This window comes from Burkholderia sp. 9779_493 (assembly GCF_015712215.1).
GTDB lineage: Bacteria > Pseudomonadota > Gammaproteobacteria > Burkholderiales > Burkholderiaceae > Burkholderia > Burkholderia cenocepacia.
The window spans coordinates 299,881-317,544 of sequence record NZ_JACCQA010000002.1; the positions used below are offsets into that span (position 1 = coordinate 299,881).

Below are 17,664 nucleotides of genomic sequence, written 5' to 3' on the forward strand. Positions count from 1 at the left end.
AAACCGGCCCGCGGGCCGGTTTTTTCGTGGTGCGCAGCGAACGTCAGTTGCGGTTGCCGCCGAAGATGCCGAGCAGCGCGAGCAGGTTCGTGAACACGTTGTACAGGTCGAGGTAGATCGCGAGCGTGGCCGAGATGTAGTTCGTCTCGCCGCCGTTCACGACGCGCTGGACGTCGAACAGCATGTACGCCGAGAAAATCGCGATCGCGAGCACCGATACGGTGAGCATCAGCGCCGGCAGTTGCAGGAAGATGTTCGCGACCGACGCGAGCAGGATCACGATCACGCCCATGAACAGCCACTTGCCGAGCCCGGAGAAGTCGCGCTTGCTGACGGTGGCGATCGTCGCCATCGCGGCGAAGATGATGCCGGTGCCGCCGAACGCGAGCATGATCAGCGACGGGCCGTTCGAGAAGCCGAGGATGAAGCTCAGCAGCCGCGACAGCATCAGGCCCATGAAGAACGTGAAGCCCAGCAGCACGAACACGCCGGCTGCGCTGTTTTTCGTCCGCTCGATCGCGAACATGAAGCCGAACGCGATCGCGAAGAACGCGAGCAGGCTCATCATCGGGCTCGTGGCCGCGAACAGCGAGAAGCCCGTCGCGACGCCGACCCAGGCGCCCAGCACGGTCGGCACCATCGACAGCGCGAGCAGCCAGTACGTGTTCCGCAGCACGCGGTTGCGAACCTCGGCGGTGCTGACGGAACCGCCGCGGCCGAAATTGTACGGATAGTCGTTCATGGTTTCTCCTAACATTGAACGCGTGGGCGTCCGGGGCCGGTTCGGCGCGCGCGATGTGCGGCGCAGCAAACCGGGACAGCTATGGCTAAGATACGTTCCGTGCCGGGAGGTTTCAATGGCCCGGCGGCACAAAACATATGGATTCTGAACCTTTCATTCGTGTAAGGGTTCAATCGCAATGATACACGGGATCGTGCTACAATAGCGGATTCATTTGAACCTGTAACTTCTTAATTTTTTGGAGTTTTTATGGCAATCGAGCGCACCCTGTCGATCATCAAGCCGGATGCGGTGGCAAAGAACGTGATCGGCCAGATCTACAGCCGTTTCGAAGGCGCCGGCCTGAAGATCGTCGCATCGCGCATGGCACACCTGTCGCGTGCTGACGCAGAGAAGTTCTATGCAGTTCACGCAGCGCGTCCGTTCTTCAAGGACCTCGTCGACTTCATGATCTCGGGCCCGGTGATGATCCAGGTTCTGGAAGGTGAAGGCGCGATCCTGAAGAACCGCGACCTGATGGGCGCAACGGATCCGAAGAAGGCGGAAAAGGGCACGATCCGCGCCGACTTCGCCGACAGCATCGACGCGAACGCCGTCCACGGCTCGGACGCTGCGGAAACGGCAGCGGTCGAAATCGCGTTCTTCTTCCCGGAAATGAACGTTTACTCGCGTTAAGCCCTGGCTGACAGCAAGTAGGCAGGATTCAGCGCACGCGGCAAGGCAGCACATCATGACGAGCGAAACTTCCGTCAATCTTCTCGACTTCGATGCCGAGGGTCTTGTCGCGTACTGCGGCAGCCTGGGCGAGAAGCCGTTCCGCGCCAAGCAATTGCAGCGCTGGATCCACCAGTACAACGCCGGCGATTTCGACGGCATGACCGATCTCGCGAAGTCCCTGAGGGAAAAACTCAAGGGCCGCGCGTCGATCGTGATGCCGGAGATCGCCAGCGATCACGTTTCCACCGACGGCACGCGCAAGTGGCTGATCGACGTCGGAAACGGCAATGCGGTCGAAACCGTGTTCATCCCGGAAGAGACGCGCGGCACGCTGTGCGTGTCGTCGCAGGCCGGGTGCGCGGTGAACTGCCGCTTCTGTTCGACGGGCAAGCAGGGTTTCTCCCGCAACCTGTCGACAGCTGAAATCATCGGCCAGCTCCGGATGGCCGAATTTGCATTGCGCGCGTCGCTGGGCCGCGCGCCCGGCCCGAACGGCAAGGCCGAACGGGTCGTCACCAACGTGGTGATGATGGGCATGGGCGAGCCGCTCCTGAATTACAGCGCGGTCGTCCCCGCGATGCGACTGATGCTCGACGACAACGCGTACGGCCTGTCGCGCCGCCGCGTCACGCTGTCGACGTCCGGCGTGGTGCCGATGATGGACCGCCTCGGCGCCGAGTTGCCGGTCGCGCTCGCCGTTTCGCTGCATGCGCCGAACGATGCGCTGCGCGACGAGCTGGTGCCGCTCAACAAGAAGTACCCGCTTCGCGAGCTGATGGCCGCGTGCCAGCGTTATCTCAAGGTCGCGCCGCGCGACTTCATCACTTTCGAATACTGCATGCTCGACGGCGTCAACGACACCGAAGCGCATGCGCGCGAACTGCTGGCCGTCACGCGCGACGTGCCGTGCAAGTTCAACCTGATCCCGTTCAATCCGTTTCCGGAATCGGGCCTCATCCGCTCGAAGCCGGAGCAGATCAAGCGCTTCGCGCAGGTTCTCATCGACGCGGGTGTCGTCACGACCGTGCGCAAGACGCGCGGCGACGACATCGACGCCGCGTGCGGGCAGCTGGCCGGCGCGGTGAAGGATCGCACGCGCCTCGCGGAACGAACGGGCGCAGCAGGAAAAATCATCGAAGTTCGGGCAGTTTGACGGGGGCACCTGGCCGGGGTGCCCGAACCCTTTGGCGGTGCAACACGCGAATAGCGATCGGTCGCGGCGCCTCGGCGCCGCGCAGGGTATGAACAGTTGCGGGTGCCGGCCGGCGGGAGTCGGCGGCGGCCGCCAGTGAAGAAGAATCGACGCGAGGACAAGGATGAGTGAGCCGCAGCCGTCTAACGGCGCAGAGACGAATGCCGCGAAGCCGGCACCGGCGGGACTGGAATCGCTGGCGGCGGTCGGCAGCCGGCTGGCGCAGCTTCGGGAGACGAAGGGCTGGTCGGTCGACGACGTGTCGGCGCGACTCAAGGTCGCACCGCAAAAGCTCCGGGCGCTCGAGGCCGGCGACATCAGCCATTTGCCCGGCGTGACGTTCGCGCTCGGGGTCGTGCGCAGCTATGCGAAGATGCTCGGCGTCGATCCGGAACCGTTCGCGCAGGCGCTGCGCCGCGAGCGCGGGGTGCCGGAAGTCGACCTGTCGATGCCGGCGTCGTCGGGCACGGATCTGCCGCGCGGCCGCGTGTCGATTCCGCTCGGCGGCTCGTCGCGTCACCATCCGTGGCTGTGGGGGACGGGGATCGTCATCGTCGCGGTGGTCGCCGTACTGATGTGGCACACTGGCGGCGATTCGTCGAGCCTGCTCGCACGCTTCAAGGGCGGCGACGCCGAGCATGCGTCGGCCGCGAGCGCGGCGACGGCATCGTCGGCTGCTGAAGAAGCGGCCACGAACGCCGCGTCGGGCGCGGTGACGAATGCGGTTCCGGCCCCGGCTGCTGCATCGGCTGCCCCGGCGCAGGCGATCGCGTCGGCTGTTCCGGCGCCCGCGGCGCCGGTCGCGACTGCCGCTGCGTCGCAGCCCGTGGCGGCCACGGCGGCGGCAAGCACGGCCGCGCCGGCCCAGCCGGCCAGCGTCGTGGTGGCGGCCGGTCAGTCGATGGTCGAACTGAAGGTCAAGCAGGATTGCTGGTTCAGCGTGCGCGACAAGAACGGCAAGGAGCTGTTCTCGGCGCTGGTGCGCGCCGGCGAAACGAAGCAGGTGGCCGGTGACGGGCCGTTCAAGGTCACGATCGGCAACAAGGCCGGCCTCGACGCGGTTGCGTTCGACGGAAAACCGGTCGATCCGGCAAAATATTCGGCAGCGCGGGGTAACGTGGCGCGGTTCACGTTGCCCTGACGTCAAGCGCCGTGGCGAAGGCCTGTCGTCGATCTCGGCAGGCCGTGAGGGCACGGCGCTTTTTCAATTCATGCGCCGCGTCGCGGCGCATTCCGCGTAAATGGATCTATCGATGCAATCCGAAGCTCAATCCCCACGCAGCAGTCAGATTTGTTCAACCGAGCCGGTGTTCGGCGGGCATCAGCCGCGCCGTGTATCGCATGCGGTGGATGTCCGCTGGGGCGGGCAACTCGTGACGATCGGCGGCGACGCGCCGGTGCGCGTGCAGTCGATGACGAATACCGACACGGCCGACGCGATCGGCACGGCGATCCAGATCAAGGAACTCGCGAATGCGGGCTCCGAACTGGTGCGCATCACGGTCAACACGCCCGAAGCCGCGGCCGCCGTGCCGGCGATTCGCGAGCAGCTCGACCGGATGGGCGTGACCGTGCCGCTCGTCGGCGATTTCCACTACAACGGCCACCTGCTGCTGCGCGACTACCCGGGCTGTGCGGAATCGCTGTCGAAGTACCGGATCAACCCCGGCAACGTCGGTCAGGGCGCGAAGCGCGACACGCAGTTCGCGCAGATGATCGAGGCCGCGGCGAAGTACGACAAGCCGGTGCGGATCGGCGTGAACTGGGGCAGTCTCGACCAGGACCTGCTCGCGCGCATGATGGACGAGAACGGCGCGCGGGCGCAGCCGTGGGACGCGCAGAGCGTGATGTACGAGGCGCTGATCCAGTCGGCGATCGGCTCGGCCGAACGCGCGGTGGAGCTCGGCCTGGGCCGTGACCGCATCGTGCTGTCGTGCAAGGTCAGCGGCGTGCAGGACCTGATCGCCGTGTACCGCGAACTCGGCCGCCGCTGCGGCTTCGCGCTGCACCTCGGACTGACCGAGGCCGGCATGGGTTCGAAGGGCATCGTCGCGTCGACGGCGGCGCTCGGCGTGCTGCTGCAGGAAGGGATCGGCGACACGATCCGCATCTCGCTGACGCCGGAACCGGGCGCGTCGCGCACGGGCGAAGTGATCGTCGGCCAGGAAATCCTCCAGACGATGGGCCTGCGCTCGTTCGCGCCGATGGTGATCGCGTGCCCGGGCTGCGGCCGTACGACGAGCACGCTGTTCCAGGAACTCGCGATGCAGATCCAGACCTACCTGCGCGAGCAGATGCCGGTCTGGCGCAAGGAATATCCGGGCGTCGAGAAGATGAACGTCGCGGTGATGGGCTGCATCGTCAACGGCCCGGGCGAATCGAAGCACGCGAACATCGGCATCAGCCTGCCGGGTTCGGGCGAGAACCCGGCCGCACCCGTCTTCATCGACGGCGAGAAGGTCAAGACGCTGCGCGGCGAGCGGATCGCCGAGGAATTCCAGCAGATCGTCAGCGACTACGTCGCACGCAATTACGGCCGCACCGAGGCCCTGAACTAATTCGTCCACACACACGAACGATGACTGAACAGAAACGCAAGATCGAGAGGCTCACCGGCGTCAAGGGCATGAACGACATCCTTCCGCAGGATGCCGGCCTGTGGGAATTCTTCGAAGCTACCGTGAAATCGCTGCTGCGCGCGTACGGCTACCAGAACATCCGCACGCCGATCGTCGAACATACGCAGCTCTTCACGCGCGGCATCGGCGAAGTCACCGACATCGTCGAGAAGGAGATGTACAGCTTCACCGACGCACTGAACGGCGAGAACCTGACGATGCGCCCGGAAAACACCGCGGCCGTCGTGCGTGCGTCGATCGAGCACAACATGCTGTACGACGGCCCGAAGCGCCTGTGGTACATCGGCCCGATGTTCCGTCACGAGCGTCCGCAGCGCGGCCGCTATCGGCAGTTCCACCAGGTCGGCGTCGAGGCGCTCGGCTTCGCGGGTCCCGATGCGGATGCCGAGATCATCATGATGTGCCAGCGCCTGTGGGACGACCTCGGCCTGACCGGCATCAAGCTCGAGATCAACTCGCTCGGCCTCGCCGAAGAGCGCGCCGCGCACCGCGTCGAACTGATCAAGTACCTCGAGCAGTTCGCCGACGTGCTCGACGAGGACGCGAAGCGTCGCCTGTATACGAACCCGCTGCGCGTGCTCGACACGAAGAATCCGGCACTGCAGGACATCGCGCAGAACGCACCGAAGCTGATCGACTTCCTCGGCGACGAATCGCGCGCGCACTTCGAAGGGCTGCAGCGCCTGCTGCTCGCGAACAACATTCCGTTCAAGATCAACCCGCGTCTCGTGCGCGGGCTCGATTACTACAACCTGACCGTGTTCGAGTGGGTGACCGACAAGCTCGGCGCGCAGGGCACGGTCGCGGCCGGCGGCCGCTACGATCCGCTGATCGAGCAGCTCGGCGGCAAGCCGACCGCCGCGTGCGGCTGGGCGATGGGCATCGAGCGCATCCTCGAGCTGCTGAAGGAAGAGGATCTCGCGCCCGAGCAGGAAGGCGTCGACGTGTACGTCGTGCACCAGGGCGAAACCGCGCGCGAACAGGCGTTCATCGCGGCCGAGCGTCTGCGCGACACGGGCCTCGACGTGATCTTCCACTGCAGCGCCGACGGCGCGCCGGCGAGCTTCAAGTCGCAGATGAAGCGGGCCGACGCAAGCGGCGCCGCGTTCGCGGTGATCTTCGGCGAAGAAGAGGTCGCGAACGGCACGGTGGGCGTGAAAGCGTTGCGCGGCGCGGGTGCGGAAGGGGAAAAGAACGTTCAGCAGACCGTACCGGTCGAAAGCTTGACCGAATTCCTAATCAATGCGATGGTTGCATCCGCCGAAGACGGCGACGACTGATCGCGCTGGCATCCGCTCGACAAGAAAAGCCTGAACAGGAAGGAATCGCTCGCCGATGAGTTATCACGACGAACAAGAATCGATTGAAAGTCTGAAGGCGTGGTGGGCCCGCTGGGGCAACCTCACCACGTGGATCGTGCTCGCGGCGCTCGTCGTCGCGGCCGGTTTCAACGGCTGGAACTACTGGCAGCGCCGTCAGGCTGCCGAGGCGTCCGGGCTGTACGAGCAGGTCCAGAAGGCTGCCGCCGCGAACGACAAGGCGACGATGGCCCGCGCGGCTGCCGACATGGAAGACAAGTTCGGCAGTACGCCGTATGCGCAGATGACGGCGCTCGCGGCCGCGAAGACGCTGTATGCGGCCGGCGACGCGGCCGGCGCGAAGGCACAGCTGCAATGGGCCGTCGATCACGCCAAGGACGACGAGTACAAGCAGATCGCGAAGCTGCGTCTCGCGTCGCTGCTGCTCGACGAGAAGGCGTACGACGCGGGCCTCGCGCTGCTGTCGGGTACGCCGGTCGATGCATTCAAGGGCCTCGTGGCCGATCGGCGCGGCGATCTGCTTGCCGCGCAAGGCAAGACCGACGACGCGCGCGCCGCTTACAAGCTCGCGCTCGACGGCCTGTCGAAGGACGACCAGTCCGCGCGCCAGCTCGTGCAGTTCAAGCTGGACGCGCTCGGCGGCTGAATTCCGGTCCCCTCAACCTCTTAACTCTGCTTCGCTAACCGATGAATTTGCTGAAACGTTACGCTGTGCCCGTTGCCTGCGCGGCGGCTGTCCTCGCTTTGGCGGCTTGCTCGTCGTCGAAGGACGCGCGCCGCGTGCCGACGCCGCTCACCGAGTTCAAGCCCGTCATGGACGTGCAACAGGTCTGGAAGGCGAGCGTCGGCAAGGGCGGGCGCTACCTGTTCTCGCCGGTGGCCGTGGGCGACGCCGTCTATGCGGCGGGCGAAAACGGTTCGGTCGAGAAGATCGACGCGAAGACGGGCCAGACGCTGTGGCGCTCGAAGGTCGGTTCGGACCTGTCGGCCGGAGTCGGCAGCGACGGCAACCTGACCGCGGTCGGTGCGTTGAAGGGCGGCGTGTTCGTGCTGGGCCCGGACGGCAAACAGCTGTGGAAGACCAGCGTGCAGGGCGAGATCTTCTCGCCGCCGCTCGTCGGCAACGGCCTCGTGGTCGTCCGCACGATCGACGGCCAGGTGATCGCGTTCAACGCGCAGACGGGCGAGCAGAAGTGGAACTACCGCAATCGTGCGGTGCCGCTGAACCTGCGCGTGTCGGCGGGCATGACGTTTGCGGGCGACGCGGCCGTGCTCGCGGGCTTCCCGGGCGGTGGTCTCGTCGCGATCAACCTGCAGACGGGCGAGCCGTTCTGGCAGACCCCGGTGTCGTTCCCGAAGGGCGTGACCGAGGTCGAGCGCATCAACGACGTCAGCGGTCCGCCGACGCTCGTGGGCGCGGAAACCTGCGCAGTGACGTTCCAGGGTCAGCTCGGTTGCTTCGATGCGAATTCGGGCCGGCCACTGTGGGAAAAGCCGTTCTCGAGCCGCAGCGGCCTCGCGCAGGACGATTCGGTGGTCGCCGGCGGCGACGACTGGTCGGTCGTCACCGCGTACGACGCGGCCACGGGCAACCAGCTCTGGCGCAACGACAAGCTGAAGAGCCGTGACGTCGGCGTGCCGTACCTGCTCGGGCACGCGGTCGTGATGGGCGATTACAAGGGCTTCGTGCACTTCCTGTCGCGCGAGGATGGCAGCTTCATCGCGCGGATGAAGACCGACGGCAGCGCGATCACGGCGGCGCCGGTCCTCGCGGGCAATACGCTCGTCGTGCAGACGAAGGACGGTGGCCTGTACGGGTTCCGTCCGCGCTGACGCGCACGAAACAGGCGTGGCCGTGGCGCGGCGGGCAGGTCCCGCGCGCCGCGGCCGCGCGACTTGAAGGCGGCCGGCGTTCCCGGCCGCTCGGTATTTGAAAGGCAGTTCGAGACGAAAGACGACGGCGCGCGCGCGCGCCGGGCGCGCGCATCCGGCGCGGCGCGAATTCGTGATATTTTCATTCAGCGCAGCCGCCCGCAGCAGCGGGCCTCCCGCTGCTGCGCTTCACCGTAGAAAACACAGATGAAACCGGTCATTGCCCTCGTTGGGCGCCCCAATGTGGGGAAATCCACGCTGTTCAACCGGCTCACGCGCTCGCGCGATGCGCTGGTCGCCGACTTGCCGGGCCTGACGCGCGATCGCCATTACGGCGAAGGGCGCGTCGGCGAACGGCCTTACCTGGTCGTCGATACGGGCGGCTTCGAACCCGTCGCGAAGGACGGCATCCTGCACGAAATGGCGCGCCAGACGCGGCAGGCCGTCGAGGAGGCCGACGTCGTCGTGTTCATCGTCGACGGCCGTAACGGACTCGCGCCGCAGGACAAGTCGATCGCCGACTACCTGCGCAAGACCGGCCGGCCGATCTTCCTGGTCGTCAACAAGGCCGAGGGGATGAAGTACACGGCGGTCGCGACCGACTTCTACGAGCTCGGGCTCGGCGATCCGCGCGCGATCTCGGCCGCGCATGGCGACGGCGTGACCGACATGATCAACGAGGCGCTCGAAGTCGCGTACGCCGGCCAGCCCGAGGAAGCGGAGGAGGATGATCCGTCGCGCGGCATCAAGATCGCGATCGTCGGCCGTCCGAACGTCGGCAAGTCGACGCTCGTCAACGCGCTGATCGGCGAAGACCGTGTGATCGCGTTCGACATGCCGGGCACGACGCGCGATTCGATCTACGTCGACTTCGAGCGTAACGGCAAGAAATACACGCTGATCGACACGGCCGGCCTGCGGCGCCGCGGCAAGGTGTTCGAGGCGATCGAGAAGTTCTCGGTCGTGAAGACGCTGCAGTCGATCTCCGACGCGAACGTCGTCATTCTTCTGCTGGATGCGCAGCAGGACATTTCCGACCAGGACGCGCACATCGCCGGCTTCGTCGTCGAGCAGGGCCGCGCGCTCGTGATCGGCGTGAACAAGTGGGACGGCCTCGACGACCACGCGCGCGACCGCGCGAAAGCGGATTTGACCCGCAAGCTGAAATTCCTCGACTTCGCGAAATCGCATTTCATTTCGGCCGCGAAGAAGACGGGTATCGGCGCGCTGATGCGCTCGGTCGACGATGCCTACGCGGCGGCGATGTCGAAGCTGCCGACACCGAAGCTCACGCGCGCGCTGATCGAGGCGGTCGAATTCCAGCAGCCGCGCCGTCGCGGCCCGGTGCGTCCGAAGCTGCGCTACGCACACCAGGGCGGCCAGAATCCGCCGATCATCGTGATCCATGGCAACGCGCTCGACGCGGTGACGGAAACCTACAAGCGCTACCTCGAAAACCGGTTCCGCGAAACTTTCTCGCTGACCGGGACTCCATTGCGCATAGAGTTCCGTTCGTCGAACAACCCGTACGCGGACAAGGGCTGAAGCACGTCCCGCAAGGGCTAGGCCGCATGGCCTACGCCCGGGCGGGGCAGGCAAAATCAGCTATAGTGTAGCGATTGGCGCCGGATCTCTTTTTCTTCGCCGCCAATCCAGATCAACCTGCAAAAAAAGATGGAGTACGCCATGAGCAACAAAGGGCAATTGTTACAAGACCCGTTTTTGAACGCACTGCGCAAAGAGCACGTTCCCGTTTCGATTTACCTCGTCAACGGCATCAAGCTTCAAGGGAACATTGAATCGTTCGACCAGTACGTCGTGTTGCTCCGTAATACGGTGACCCAGATGGTTTACAAGCACGCCATCTCGACGGTCGTGCCGGCGCGCCCGGTGAATTTCCACCCGGACGCGGAAGCCTCGTCCTAACCTATCGCAGCGGCCGGCATCCGGTCGCCGCGAGCGACCGATGCCAGCCGCCTTATCTTGACACCCGATAATTTGATCAACGCAGCGCTCGTCGGCATCGATTTCGGCAAGACCGATTTCGAAGCCAGTCTCGAAGAACTCAGTCTTCTCGCCTCCAGTGCGGGAGCCCGTCCCGCCGTCACCCTCACGGGTCGACGCGCCAGTCCCGATGCCAAGATGTTCATCGGCAGCGGCAAAGCCGAAGAATTGCGGCTCGCCTGCGATGCGCACAACGTCGAAATCGTCATCTTCAACCACGCCTTGGCGCCCGCCCAGCAACGCAATCTGGAGCAGGCGCTTAACAGGCGCGTGGTCGATCGCACGAGCCTCATCCTCGACATCTTCGCGCAGCGTGCCCGCAGCCACGAAGGCAAGCTGCAGGTCGAGCTCGCGCAGCTTCAATACCTGTCGACCCGGCTGATTCGCGCGTGGACCCACCTGGAGCGGCAAAAGGGCGGTATCGGCCTGCGCGGCCCGGGCGAAACCCAGCTCGAAACCGACCGCCGGCTGATCGGCGAACGCATCAAGATGCTGAAGTCGCGGCTCGACCGGCTGCGTCGCCAGCACAGCACGCAGCGCCGGCAGCGCGCGCGCAGCGGCACGATGTCGGTGTCGCTCGTCGGCTATACGAACGCGGGCAAGTCGACGCTGTTCAATGCGCTGACGAAAGCGCAGGCCTACGCGGCCGACCAGCTGTTCGCGACGCTCGATACGACGTCGCGGCGCGTGTACCTCGGCGACGAGGTCGGGCAGATCGTCGTGTCCGATACGGTCGGGTTCATCCGCGAGCTGCCTCACCAGCTCGTCGCGGCGTTTCGCGCGACCCTCGAGGAAACGATCCATGCGGATCTGCTGCTGCATGTGGTCGATGCGTCGAGCGCGGTCCGGCTCGAGCAGATCGAGCAGGTCAACGGCGTGCTGCACGAGATCGGCGCGGACACGATCCGGCAGGTGCTGGTCTTCAACAAGATCGATGCCGTGCCCGAGCTGGCGGCCCGCGGCGACGCGGTCGAGCGGGACGAGTATGGTAATATTTCGCGCGTCTTTTTGAGCGCGCGCACCGGTCAGGGTCTCGATACGTTGCGTGCCGCCATCGCCGAAATCGCCTCCGCGGAACACCTTTCCAGCGCGACGTTACCCGACGCGCTCGATGGCACGTCCGCTGAACCGCACGAAGACCACACGATTTCCGAACACGGGCGCTAACCGGTCCCGGCCGGTTCGCCGGCGTCTAATCTGGTGAACAAACTCTGGTGAACGAATACAACGAGCGGAGTACCTGGCGGCGGATGCGCGCCTTGCTGTCGATCAACGATCCCCGCTGGGGACGCGGCGAAGGCAATGGCAAGGACGGATCCCGCCCCCGCGCGAACGAATCGAAGCGTCCGCAAGGCGGCGACGGCGACGGTCCGCCCGATCTCGACGAGATGTGGCGCAACTTCAACCGGCGCCTGAGCGGCCTGTTCGGCGGCAAGGGCGGCAACGGCTTCCGTCCCGACAACGGCCGGGCCGCACGGGTCGGCGTCGGCATCGTGATCGGCGTGCTGGTCGCGGTGTATGCGGGCAGCGGGCTGTTCGTCGTGCAGGAAGGCCAGACGGGCGTCGTGCTGCAGCTCGGCAAGCTGTCGGGCACGGTCGGCCAGGGCGTGCACTGGCGCGCGCCGTATCCGTTCGCATCGCACGAGATCGTCGACACGTCGCAGGTCCGTTCGATCGAGATCGGCCGCAACAACGTCGTGCGTCTCGCGAACGTGAAAGAAGCCGCGATGCTGACGCGCGATGCCGACATCGTCGACGTGCGCTTCATCGTCCAGTACCGGATTCGTTCCGCCACCGATTACCTGTTCCGCAGCGTCGATCCCGAGCGCAGCGTGTCGCAGGCCGCGCAGGCCGCGGTGCGCGCGATCGTCGGCACGCGCAGCGCGGCCGACATGCTGAACCAGGACCGGGATGCGCTGCGCGAGCAGCTGTCCACCGCGATCCAGCGCGATCTCGACCGCTACCAGTCGGGGCTCGAGGTCACGGCCGTCACGATGCAGAGCGTCGCGGCGCCCGACCAGACCCAGGCCGCGTACGCCGAAGTCGCGAAGGCGCGCGACGAGCGCGAGGCCGCGAAGCGCGCCGCGCAGGCGTATGCGAGCGACCTGCTGCCGAAGGCGCAGGGCGATGCGGCGAAGCTCGTCGACGAAGCGAAGGCGTATGCCGACCGCGTGGTCACCGAAGCCGAAGGCGACGCGGACCGCTTCAAGCAGGTCTACGCGCAGTACTCGAAGGCGCCGGCGGTCATCCGCGAGCGGATGTACCTCGAGACGATGCAGGAAATCTATTCGAACGCGACGAAGGTATTCGTCGGCAACAAGGGCGGCAACGGCGTCGTGTATCTGCCGCTCGACAAGCTCGTCGAGCAGGGGCGGCAAAACGCCGCGGCGTCGGCCGGCGCATCCGCCGCCGATGCGGCGTCCGCACCGGCGGCAACCGTGCCGTCGGCAGCCGCTGCCGCGCCGGCGAGCGCCGCACCGGCCGCCACCGCGTCGGGCGTCGACGTGCTGCGATCGCGCGAAGCGTTTCGCAGCCGGTCGCGTGAAGACGATACGAAGTAACGGGGAGCGCAGAACATGAACCGAATCATTGCGCTCGTCGTCGCAATCGTGATCGTCGCCTTCGCGGCATCATCGACGGTCCTCACCGTCGATCCGCGCCATGCGGCCGTGTTGTCGGGCCGCGACGGCACGCAGCCCGAGCTCGCGGGCCCCGGCGTCCACTTCAAGCTGCCGCCGCCGCTGCAGACGGCCACGCTGATCGATACGCGCCTGCAGTCGCTCGAGTCGTCCGATCCGCTGCAACTGGCAACCGAAGACAAGCACGACCTGCTCGTCGCGTATGCGGTGAAGTACCGGATCAGCGATCCGATGAAATATTTCACGGCGACGGGCGGCGACCCGGCGGCGGCGGCCGAACGGCTGTCCGGCGCGCTGAAGAGCGCGCTCGGCGACGCATTCGGCAAGCGCGCGCTCGACGATGCCCTCGGCGGTCAACGTGCGATCGCCGATGCGGCACGCGATGCGACGAAGGCGAATGCGACCGGTTTCGGCGTCGACGTGGTCGACGTCCAGCTGACGCGCGTCGACCTGCCGGCCGCGCAGACGGATGCCGTCTATCAACGGATGATCGGTGCGTTGCGTGACCAGGCGGCGCAAGTGCGCGCGCAAGGCGCGGCCGACGTCGAGCAGATCAAGGCCGACGCCGAACGCGAGCAGCAGGCCGTGCTCGCGAACGCGTACAAGTCCGCGCAGACGATCAAGGGCGAGGGCGATGCGAAGGCCGCGACGATCGCCGCAGACGCGTTCGGCCGCGATCCGCAGTTCTATCAGTTCTACGCGAGCCTGCAGGCCTACCGGAATACGTTCAAGCGCAACGACATCATCGTCGTCGATCCCGACAGCGAGTTCTTCCGCTTCATGCGCAGCCCGACGGGCGGCGCCGCACCGGCGGCGCCTGCTCCCCGCAAACATTGACCTTGGGGCGCCGCGTCGAGCGGCGCCGTCGCTCGCATGGACCTGGCTGGCTCGTTGTTGCTCGCAGTAGCGCTGATGCTGATCATCGAGGGGGCGTTCCCCTTCGTGTTTCCCGTCGCCTGGCGCGACACGTTTCGTAGAATAGCCGAGCGGCCGCCGCATCATATCCGGATCGGCGGGCTGATCGTGATGGTGCTCGGGCTCGTGCTGCTGCTGCTCGCGACCTGACCGGAGCCCCGATCCGGACGGCGCATCCGCCGTTCGTTCCGCCCGATTTCGAAGTTCCGATTCAACTCGCGGCGCGCGTGTCGCGCGCCGTTTCCCGTCGTAGGACCGTACCGATGTCGACCTGGTTACTTCCCGAGAATATCGCCGACGTGCTGCCGTCGGAAGCGCGCAAGATCGAGGAGCTGCGCCGCAGGCTGCTCGACCGCTTCCGTTCGTACGGCTACGAAATGGTGATGCCGCCGCTGCTCGAGTATCTCGAGTCGCTGCTGACGAGCGGGGGCGCCGATCTGCGCCTGCGCACCTTCAAGCTGGTCGACCAGTTGTCGGGCCGGACGCTCGGCCTGCGCGCGGACATCACACCGCAGGTCGCGCGGATCGACGCGCACCTGTTGAACCGTCAGGGCGTGACGCGCCTCTGCTATGCGGGCCACGTGATGCATACGCGTCCGCGCGGGCTGCACGCGACGCGCGAACAGATCCAGATCGGCGCGGAAATCTACGGCCACGCCGGCCTGGAAGCCGATCTCGAGATCCAGCAGCTGATGCTCGACGCGCTGCATCTCGCGGGCCTGTCGCGGATCCGCCTCGACCTCGGTCACGCGGGTGTGCTCGCGGCGCTGCTGGCGCGCGACGCGCAGGCCGCGGAGCGCGGCGAGTCGCTGTACGACGCGCTGTCGGGCAAGGACGTGCCGCTGCTGAACGAGCTGACCGACGATCTCGGCGCCGATACGCGCGCCGCGCTGCGTGCGCTGCCGAACCTTTACGGCGACGCGAGCGTGCTCGTCGAGGCGCGCACGCGCCTGCCGGTGCTGCCCGAAATCACGCGGGCGCTCGACGATCTCGCGCAGCTTGCGTCGCAGGCGAAGGGCGTCGAAGTCGCGATCGATCTCGCCGATTTGCGCGGTTACGCGTATCACAGCGGCGCGATGTTCAGCGCCTACATCGACGGCGTGCCGAACGCGATCGCGCGCGGCGGTCGTTACGACCACGTGGGGCAGGCCTATGGCCGGGCCCGCCCGGCAACCGGCTTTTCGCTCGACCTGCGCGAACTCGCGCGGATTTCGCCGGTCGAGGCGCGCGGCACCGCGATTCTCGCGCCGTGGGCGCAGGACGACGCGCTCGGCGCGGCGGTCGCGGCGCTGCGCGATGCGGGCGAGGTCGTGATCCAGGCGCTGCCGGGCCACGACCACGTGCTCGACGAATTCGCCTGCGATCGTTCGCTCGTCGAGCGCAACGGCGCATGGGTGGTCGAACCCCGATAAACAGGCGTTCGCGGGCTGCGCTTCGGCGTGCATATCGTTGAAGCGAAACGGAAAAATTCGGAATCGCCCGCGAACATAGGTAGAATACGTTTTTAACCAGCTAACGAATCAACATGTCTGCCAGCGCAGTGAACGTGACTCCCGGGCGCAATGTCGTCGTCGTGGGAACGCAATGGGGTGATGAAGGCAAGGGCAAGATCGTCGACTGGCTGACGGACCACGCTCAAGGCGTCGTGCGTTTCCAGGGCGGTCACAACGCCGGCCACACCCTCATCATCGGCGGCAAGAAAACGATCTTGCGCCTCATTCCGTCGGGCATCATGCGTGAAGGCGTCGCCTGCTACATCGGCAACGGCGTTGTTCTGTCCCCCGAAGCACTGTTCAAGGAAATCGGCGAGCTCGAAGAGGCCGGCGTGAACGTACGCGACCGTCTGTTCATCTCCGAAGCCACGACGCTGATCCTGCCGTACCACATCGCGATCGACCAGGCGCGCGAAGCGCGCAAGGGCGCGGGCAAGATCGGCACGACGGGCCGCGGCATCGGCCCCGCGTACGAAGACAAGGTCGGCCGCCGCGCGCTGCGCGTGCAGGACCTGTTCGACGCGAAGACCTTCGCCGATCGCCTGCGCGAAAATCTCGATTACCACAACTTCGTGCTGACCCAGTATCTGGGCGGTGCGGCCGTCGACTTCCAGGCCACGCTCGACACGATGCTCGGCTATGCCGACCGCCTGAAGCCGATGGTGGCCGACGTGTCGCGCCGCCTGTACGACGCGAACAACGCGGGCCAGAACCTGCTGTTCGAAGGCGCGCAAGGCACGCTGCTCGACATCGACCACGGCACCTATCCGTTCGTCACGTCGAGCAACTGCGTCGCGGGTGCGGCGTCGGCGGGCGCGGGCGTCGGTCCGCAGAAGCTCAACTACATCCTCGGCATCACGAAGGCGTATTGCACACGCGTCGGCTCGGGCCCGTTCCCGAGCGAGCTGTACGATGCGGACAACCCACAGCGCCAGGACCAGGTCGGCGTCACGCTCGCGAACGTCGGCAAGGAATTCGGTTCGGTCACCGGCCGTCCGCGCCGCACCGGCTGGCTCGACGCGGCTGCGCTGCGCCGTTCGATCCAGATCAACGGCGTGTCGGGCCTGTGCATGACGAAGCTCGACGTGCTCGACGGCCTCGACGAAGTCAAGCTGTGCGTCGGCTACAAGGTCGACGGCAAGGACGTGGACATCCTGCCGCGTGGCGCGGTCGACGTCGCGCGTTGCGAGCCCGTGTACGAAACGTTCTCCGGCTGGAAGGAAAGCACGGTCGGCATCAAGACGTGGGACGCGCTGCCGGTGAATGCACAGGCATACCTGTCCCGCGTCCAGGAAGTGGCTGGCGTGCCGGTCGACATGGTGTCGACGGGCCCGGACCGCGACGAAACGATCCTGCTCCGCCATCCGTTCAAGGTGTAATTCCCAGATGACGCAGCAAATCACGATGACGGCGGCAGACTTGATGACCGATCCGCGCAACGACGACAAGAACCTGTGGGTAGGCTGGGACGAGTATCACCGGCTGATCGAGCTGCTCGCGCTCCAGGTGCACGCCTCGGGCTGGAAGTTCGACCAGATCCTGTGCCTCGCGCGCGGCGGCCTGCGCGTCGGCGACCAGCTGTCGCGCATCTACGACGTGCCGCTCGCGATCCTCGCGACGAGCTCGTACCGGGAAGCAGCCGGCACCGAGCAGGGCGAGCTCGACATCGCGCAGTACATCACGATGACGCGCGGCAACCTGGCGGGCAACGTGCTGCTGGTCGACGATCTCGTCGATTCCGGCGTCACGCTCGCACGCGTGCAGGAGCACCTGAAGGAACGCTATCCGTCCGTGACGGCCGTGCGTTCGGCCGTGCTCTGGTACAAGGGTTGCTCGAAGGTCAAGCCCGACTATCACACGCAGTTCCTGCCGACGAATCCGTGGATTCATCAGCCGTTCGAGGAGTGGGACACGGTTCGTCCGCACAACCTCGAGGCGTGGATCAAGCGCGGTCGCGCACAGCGCGACGGTTCGGGCGCGTAAGCGTCCGGCCGATCGAAGGAAAGTCTTGTACGGCGCCGCTTGCGGCGCCGTTTTTCATTGGCGCGCGGGTGGCGCCGGGCGGCGTGTGCGGCGGACCCGATAGGCAGGCGGCGCGGCCCCGGCTATGATGGCAGCCCTGCCACAGGTCG

Annotated in this window: 17 protein-coding genes; 16 read left to right on the plus strand and 1 reads right to left on the minus strand. The window is 66.2% G+C overall.

The genetic code is table 11. From position 1 onward, the window contains the following. Positions 1 to 43: 43 nt before the first annotated feature. Positions 44 to 742 (minus strand): Bax inhibitor-1/YccA family protein, encoded by a 699-nt coding sequence (locus H0X95_RS02980; RefSeq protein ID WP_006761414.1) that lies wholly within the window; start codon positions 740 to 742, stop codon positions 44 to 46. A gap of 249 nt (positions 743 to 991) precedes the next feature. Between H0X95_RS02980 and ndk the strand changes: the two genes are divergently transcribed. From ndk to H0X95_RS03060, 16 genes are all read left to right on the plus strand, one after another. Beyond that, positions 992 to 1,417: a nucleoside-diphosphate kinase gene (ndk, locus tag H0X95_RS02985; RefSeq protein WP_006478674.1), complete on the plus strand. Its 426-nt coding sequence runs from the start codon at positions 992 to 994 to the stop codon at positions 1,415 to 1,417. Positions 1,418 to 1,472: 55 nt separating this feature from the next. Further along, complete coding sequence (gene rlmN / locus H0X95_RS02990) at positions 1,473 to 2,612, plus strand: 23S rRNA (adenine(2503)-C(2))-methyltransferase RlmN (RefSeq protein WP_006484457.1); 1,140 nt, start codon at positions 1,473 to 1,475, stop codon at positions 2,610 to 2,612. A gap of 163 nt (positions 2,613 to 2,775) precedes the next feature. Then, positions 2,776 to 3,792: a helix-turn-helix domain-containing protein gene (locus H0X95_RS02995; RefSeq protein ID WP_012492656.1), complete on the plus strand. Its 1,017-nt coding sequence runs from the start codon at positions 2,776 to 2,778 to the stop codon at positions 3,790 to 3,792. 112 nt (positions 3,793 to 3,904) lie between these two features. Further along, positions 3,905 to 5,209 carry a flavodoxin-dependent (E)-4-hydroxy-3-methylbut-2-enyl-diphosphate synthase gene (ispG, locus tag H0X95_RS03000; protein WP_006483314.1) on the plus strand — a complete coding sequence of 435 codons (1,305 nt, stop codon included), beginning with the start codon at positions 3,905 to 3,907 and terminating at the stop codon, positions 5,207 to 5,209. 20 nt (positions 5,210 to 5,229) lie between these two features. After that, entirely contained in the window at positions 5,230 to 6,570 is a 1,341-nt protein-coding gene (gene hisS / locus H0X95_RS03005; RefSeq protein ID WP_058901517.1) for a histidine--tRNA ligase, read from the plus strand. A gap of 55 nt (positions 6,571 to 6,625) precedes the next feature. After that, entirely contained in the window at positions 6,626 to 7,255 is a 630-nt protein-coding gene (locus H0X95_RS03010) for a tetratricopeptide repeat protein (protein ID WP_006478678.1), read from the plus strand. A gap of 41 nt (positions 7,256 to 7,296) precedes the next feature. Then, positions 7,297 to 8,442: an outer membrane protein assembly factor BamB gene (bamB, locus tag H0X95_RS03015; protein ID WP_006483316.1), complete on the plus strand. Its 1,146-nt coding sequence runs from the start codon at positions 7,297 to 7,299 to the stop codon at positions 8,440 to 8,442. Between the two features lie 246 nt (positions 8,443 to 8,688). Beyond that, positions 8,689 to 10,026, plus strand: a complete 1,338-nt coding sequence (der, locus tag H0X95_RS03020; RefSeq protein WP_006493685.1) for a ribosome biogenesis GTPase Der — start codon at positions 8,689 to 8,691, stop codon at positions 10,024 to 10,026. A gap of 141 nt (positions 10,027 to 10,167) precedes the next feature. Next, positions 10,168 to 10,407, plus strand: coding sequence for an RNA chaperone Hfq (gene hfq, locus H0X95_RS03025; protein ID WP_006399927.1), 240 nt, complete (start codon positions 10,168 to 10,170; stop codon positions 10,405 to 10,407). 72 nt (positions 10,408 to 10,479) lie between these two features. After that, a complete protein-coding gene (gene hflX / locus H0X95_RS03030) occupies positions 10,480 to 11,652 on the plus strand; it encodes a GTPase HflX (protein ID WP_006483315.1) in 1,173 nt (390 codons plus the stop codon). Between the two features lie 47 nt (positions 11,653 to 11,699). Beyond that, positions 11,700 to 13,046, plus strand: coding sequence for an FtsH protease activity modulator HflK (hflK, locus tag H0X95_RS03035; protein WP_077020209.1), 1,347 nt, complete (start codon positions 11,700 to 11,702; stop codon positions 13,044 to 13,046). A 15-nt stretch (positions 13,047 to 13,061) separates the two neighbouring features. After that, positions 13,062 to 13,961 (plus strand): protease modulator HflC, encoded by a 900-nt coding sequence (gene hflC / locus H0X95_RS03040; protein ID WP_006485903.1) that lies wholly within the window; start codon positions 13,062 to 13,064, stop codon positions 13,959 to 13,961. Between the two features lie 36 nt (positions 13,962 to 13,997). After that, positions 13,998 to 14,189 (plus strand): DUF2065 domain-containing protein, encoded by a 192-nt coding sequence (locus tag H0X95_RS03045; RefSeq protein WP_006478685.1) that lies wholly within the window; start codon positions 13,998 to 14,000, stop codon positions 14,187 to 14,189. Positions 14,190 to 14,302: 113 nt separating this feature from the next. After that, on the plus strand, positions 14,303 to 15,451 hold the full coding sequence (locus H0X95_RS03050) for an ATP phosphoribosyltransferase regulatory subunit (RefSeq protein WP_059720641.1): 1,149 nt from the start codon (positions 14,303 to 14,305) through the stop codon (positions 15,449 to 15,451). Between the two features lie 113 nt (positions 15,452 to 15,564). Beyond that, positions 15,565 to 16,911: an adenylosuccinate synthase gene (locus H0X95_RS03055; RefSeq protein ID WP_006496417.1), complete on the plus strand. Its 1,347-nt coding sequence runs from the start codon at positions 15,565 to 15,567 to the stop codon at positions 16,909 to 16,911. Between the two features lie 7 nt (positions 16,912 to 16,918). Then, positions 16,919 to 17,515, plus strand: a complete 597-nt coding sequence (locus tag H0X95_RS03060; RefSeq protein WP_006485899.1) for a phosphoribosyltransferase — start codon at positions 16,919 to 16,921, stop codon at positions 17,513 to 17,515. Positions 17,516 to 17,664 lie beyond the last annotated feature (149 nt).

Excerpts from the sequence above, each read along its gene's own strand:
- der (WP_006493685.1), top strand. The coding sequence starts at position 8,689 with ATGAAACCGGTCATTGCCCTCGTTGGGCGCCCCAATGTGGGGAAATCC.
- ndk (WP_006478674.1), top strand. The coding sequence starts at position 992 with ATGGCAATCGAGCGCACCCTGTCGATCATCAAGCCGGATGCGGTGGCA.
- H0X95_RS02980 (WP_006761414.1), bottom strand. The coding sequence starts at position 742 with ATGAACGACTATCCGTACAATTTCGGCCGCGGCGGTTCCGTCAGCACC.
- H0X95_RS03055 (WP_006496417.1), top strand. The coding sequence starts at position 15,565 with ATGTCTGCCAGCGCAGTGAACGTGACTCCCGGGCGCAATGTCGTCGTC.
- H0X95_RS03010 (WP_006478678.1), top strand. The coding sequence starts at position 6,626 with ATGAGTTATCACGACGAACAAGAATCGATTGAAAGTCTGAAGGCGTGG.
- H0X95_RS02995 (WP_012492656.1), top strand. The coding sequence starts at position 2,776 with ATGAGTGAGCCGCAGCCGTCTAACGGCGCAGAGACGAATGCCGCGAAG.
- ispG (WP_006483314.1), top strand. The coding sequence starts at position 3,905 with ATGCAATCCGAAGCTCAATCCCCACGCAGCAGTCAGATTTGTTCAACC.
- hfq (WP_006399927.1), top strand. The coding sequence starts at position 10,168 with ATGAGCAACAAAGGGCAATTGTTACAAGACCCGTTTTTGAACGCACTG.
- hisS (WP_058901517.1), top strand. The coding sequence starts at position 5,230 with ATGACTGAACAGAAACGCAAGATCGAGAGGCTCACCGGCGTCAAGGGC.
- H0X95_RS03045 (WP_006478685.1), top strand. The coding sequence starts at position 13,998 with ATGGACCTGGCTGGCTCGTTGTTGCTCGCAGTAGCGCTGATGCTGATC.
- rlmN (WP_006484457.1), top strand. The coding sequence starts at position 1,473 with ATGACGAGCGAAACTTCCGTCAATCTTCTCGACTTCGATGCCGAGGGT.
- bamB (WP_006483316.1), top strand. The coding sequence starts at position 7,297 with ATGAATTTGCTGAAACGTTACGCTGTGCCCGTTGCCTGCGCGGCGGCT.
- H0X95_RS03050 (WP_059720641.1), top strand. The coding sequence starts at position 14,303 with ATGTCGACCTGGTTACTTCCCGAGAATATCGCCGACGTGCTGCCGTCG.
- H0X95_RS03060 (WP_006485899.1), top strand. The coding sequence starts at position 16,919 with ATGACGCAGCAAATCACGATGACGGCGGCAGACTTGATGACCGATCCG.
- hflC (WP_006485903.1), top strand. The coding sequence starts at position 13,062 with ATGAACCGAATCATTGCGCTCGTCGTCGCAATCGTGATCGTCGCCTTC.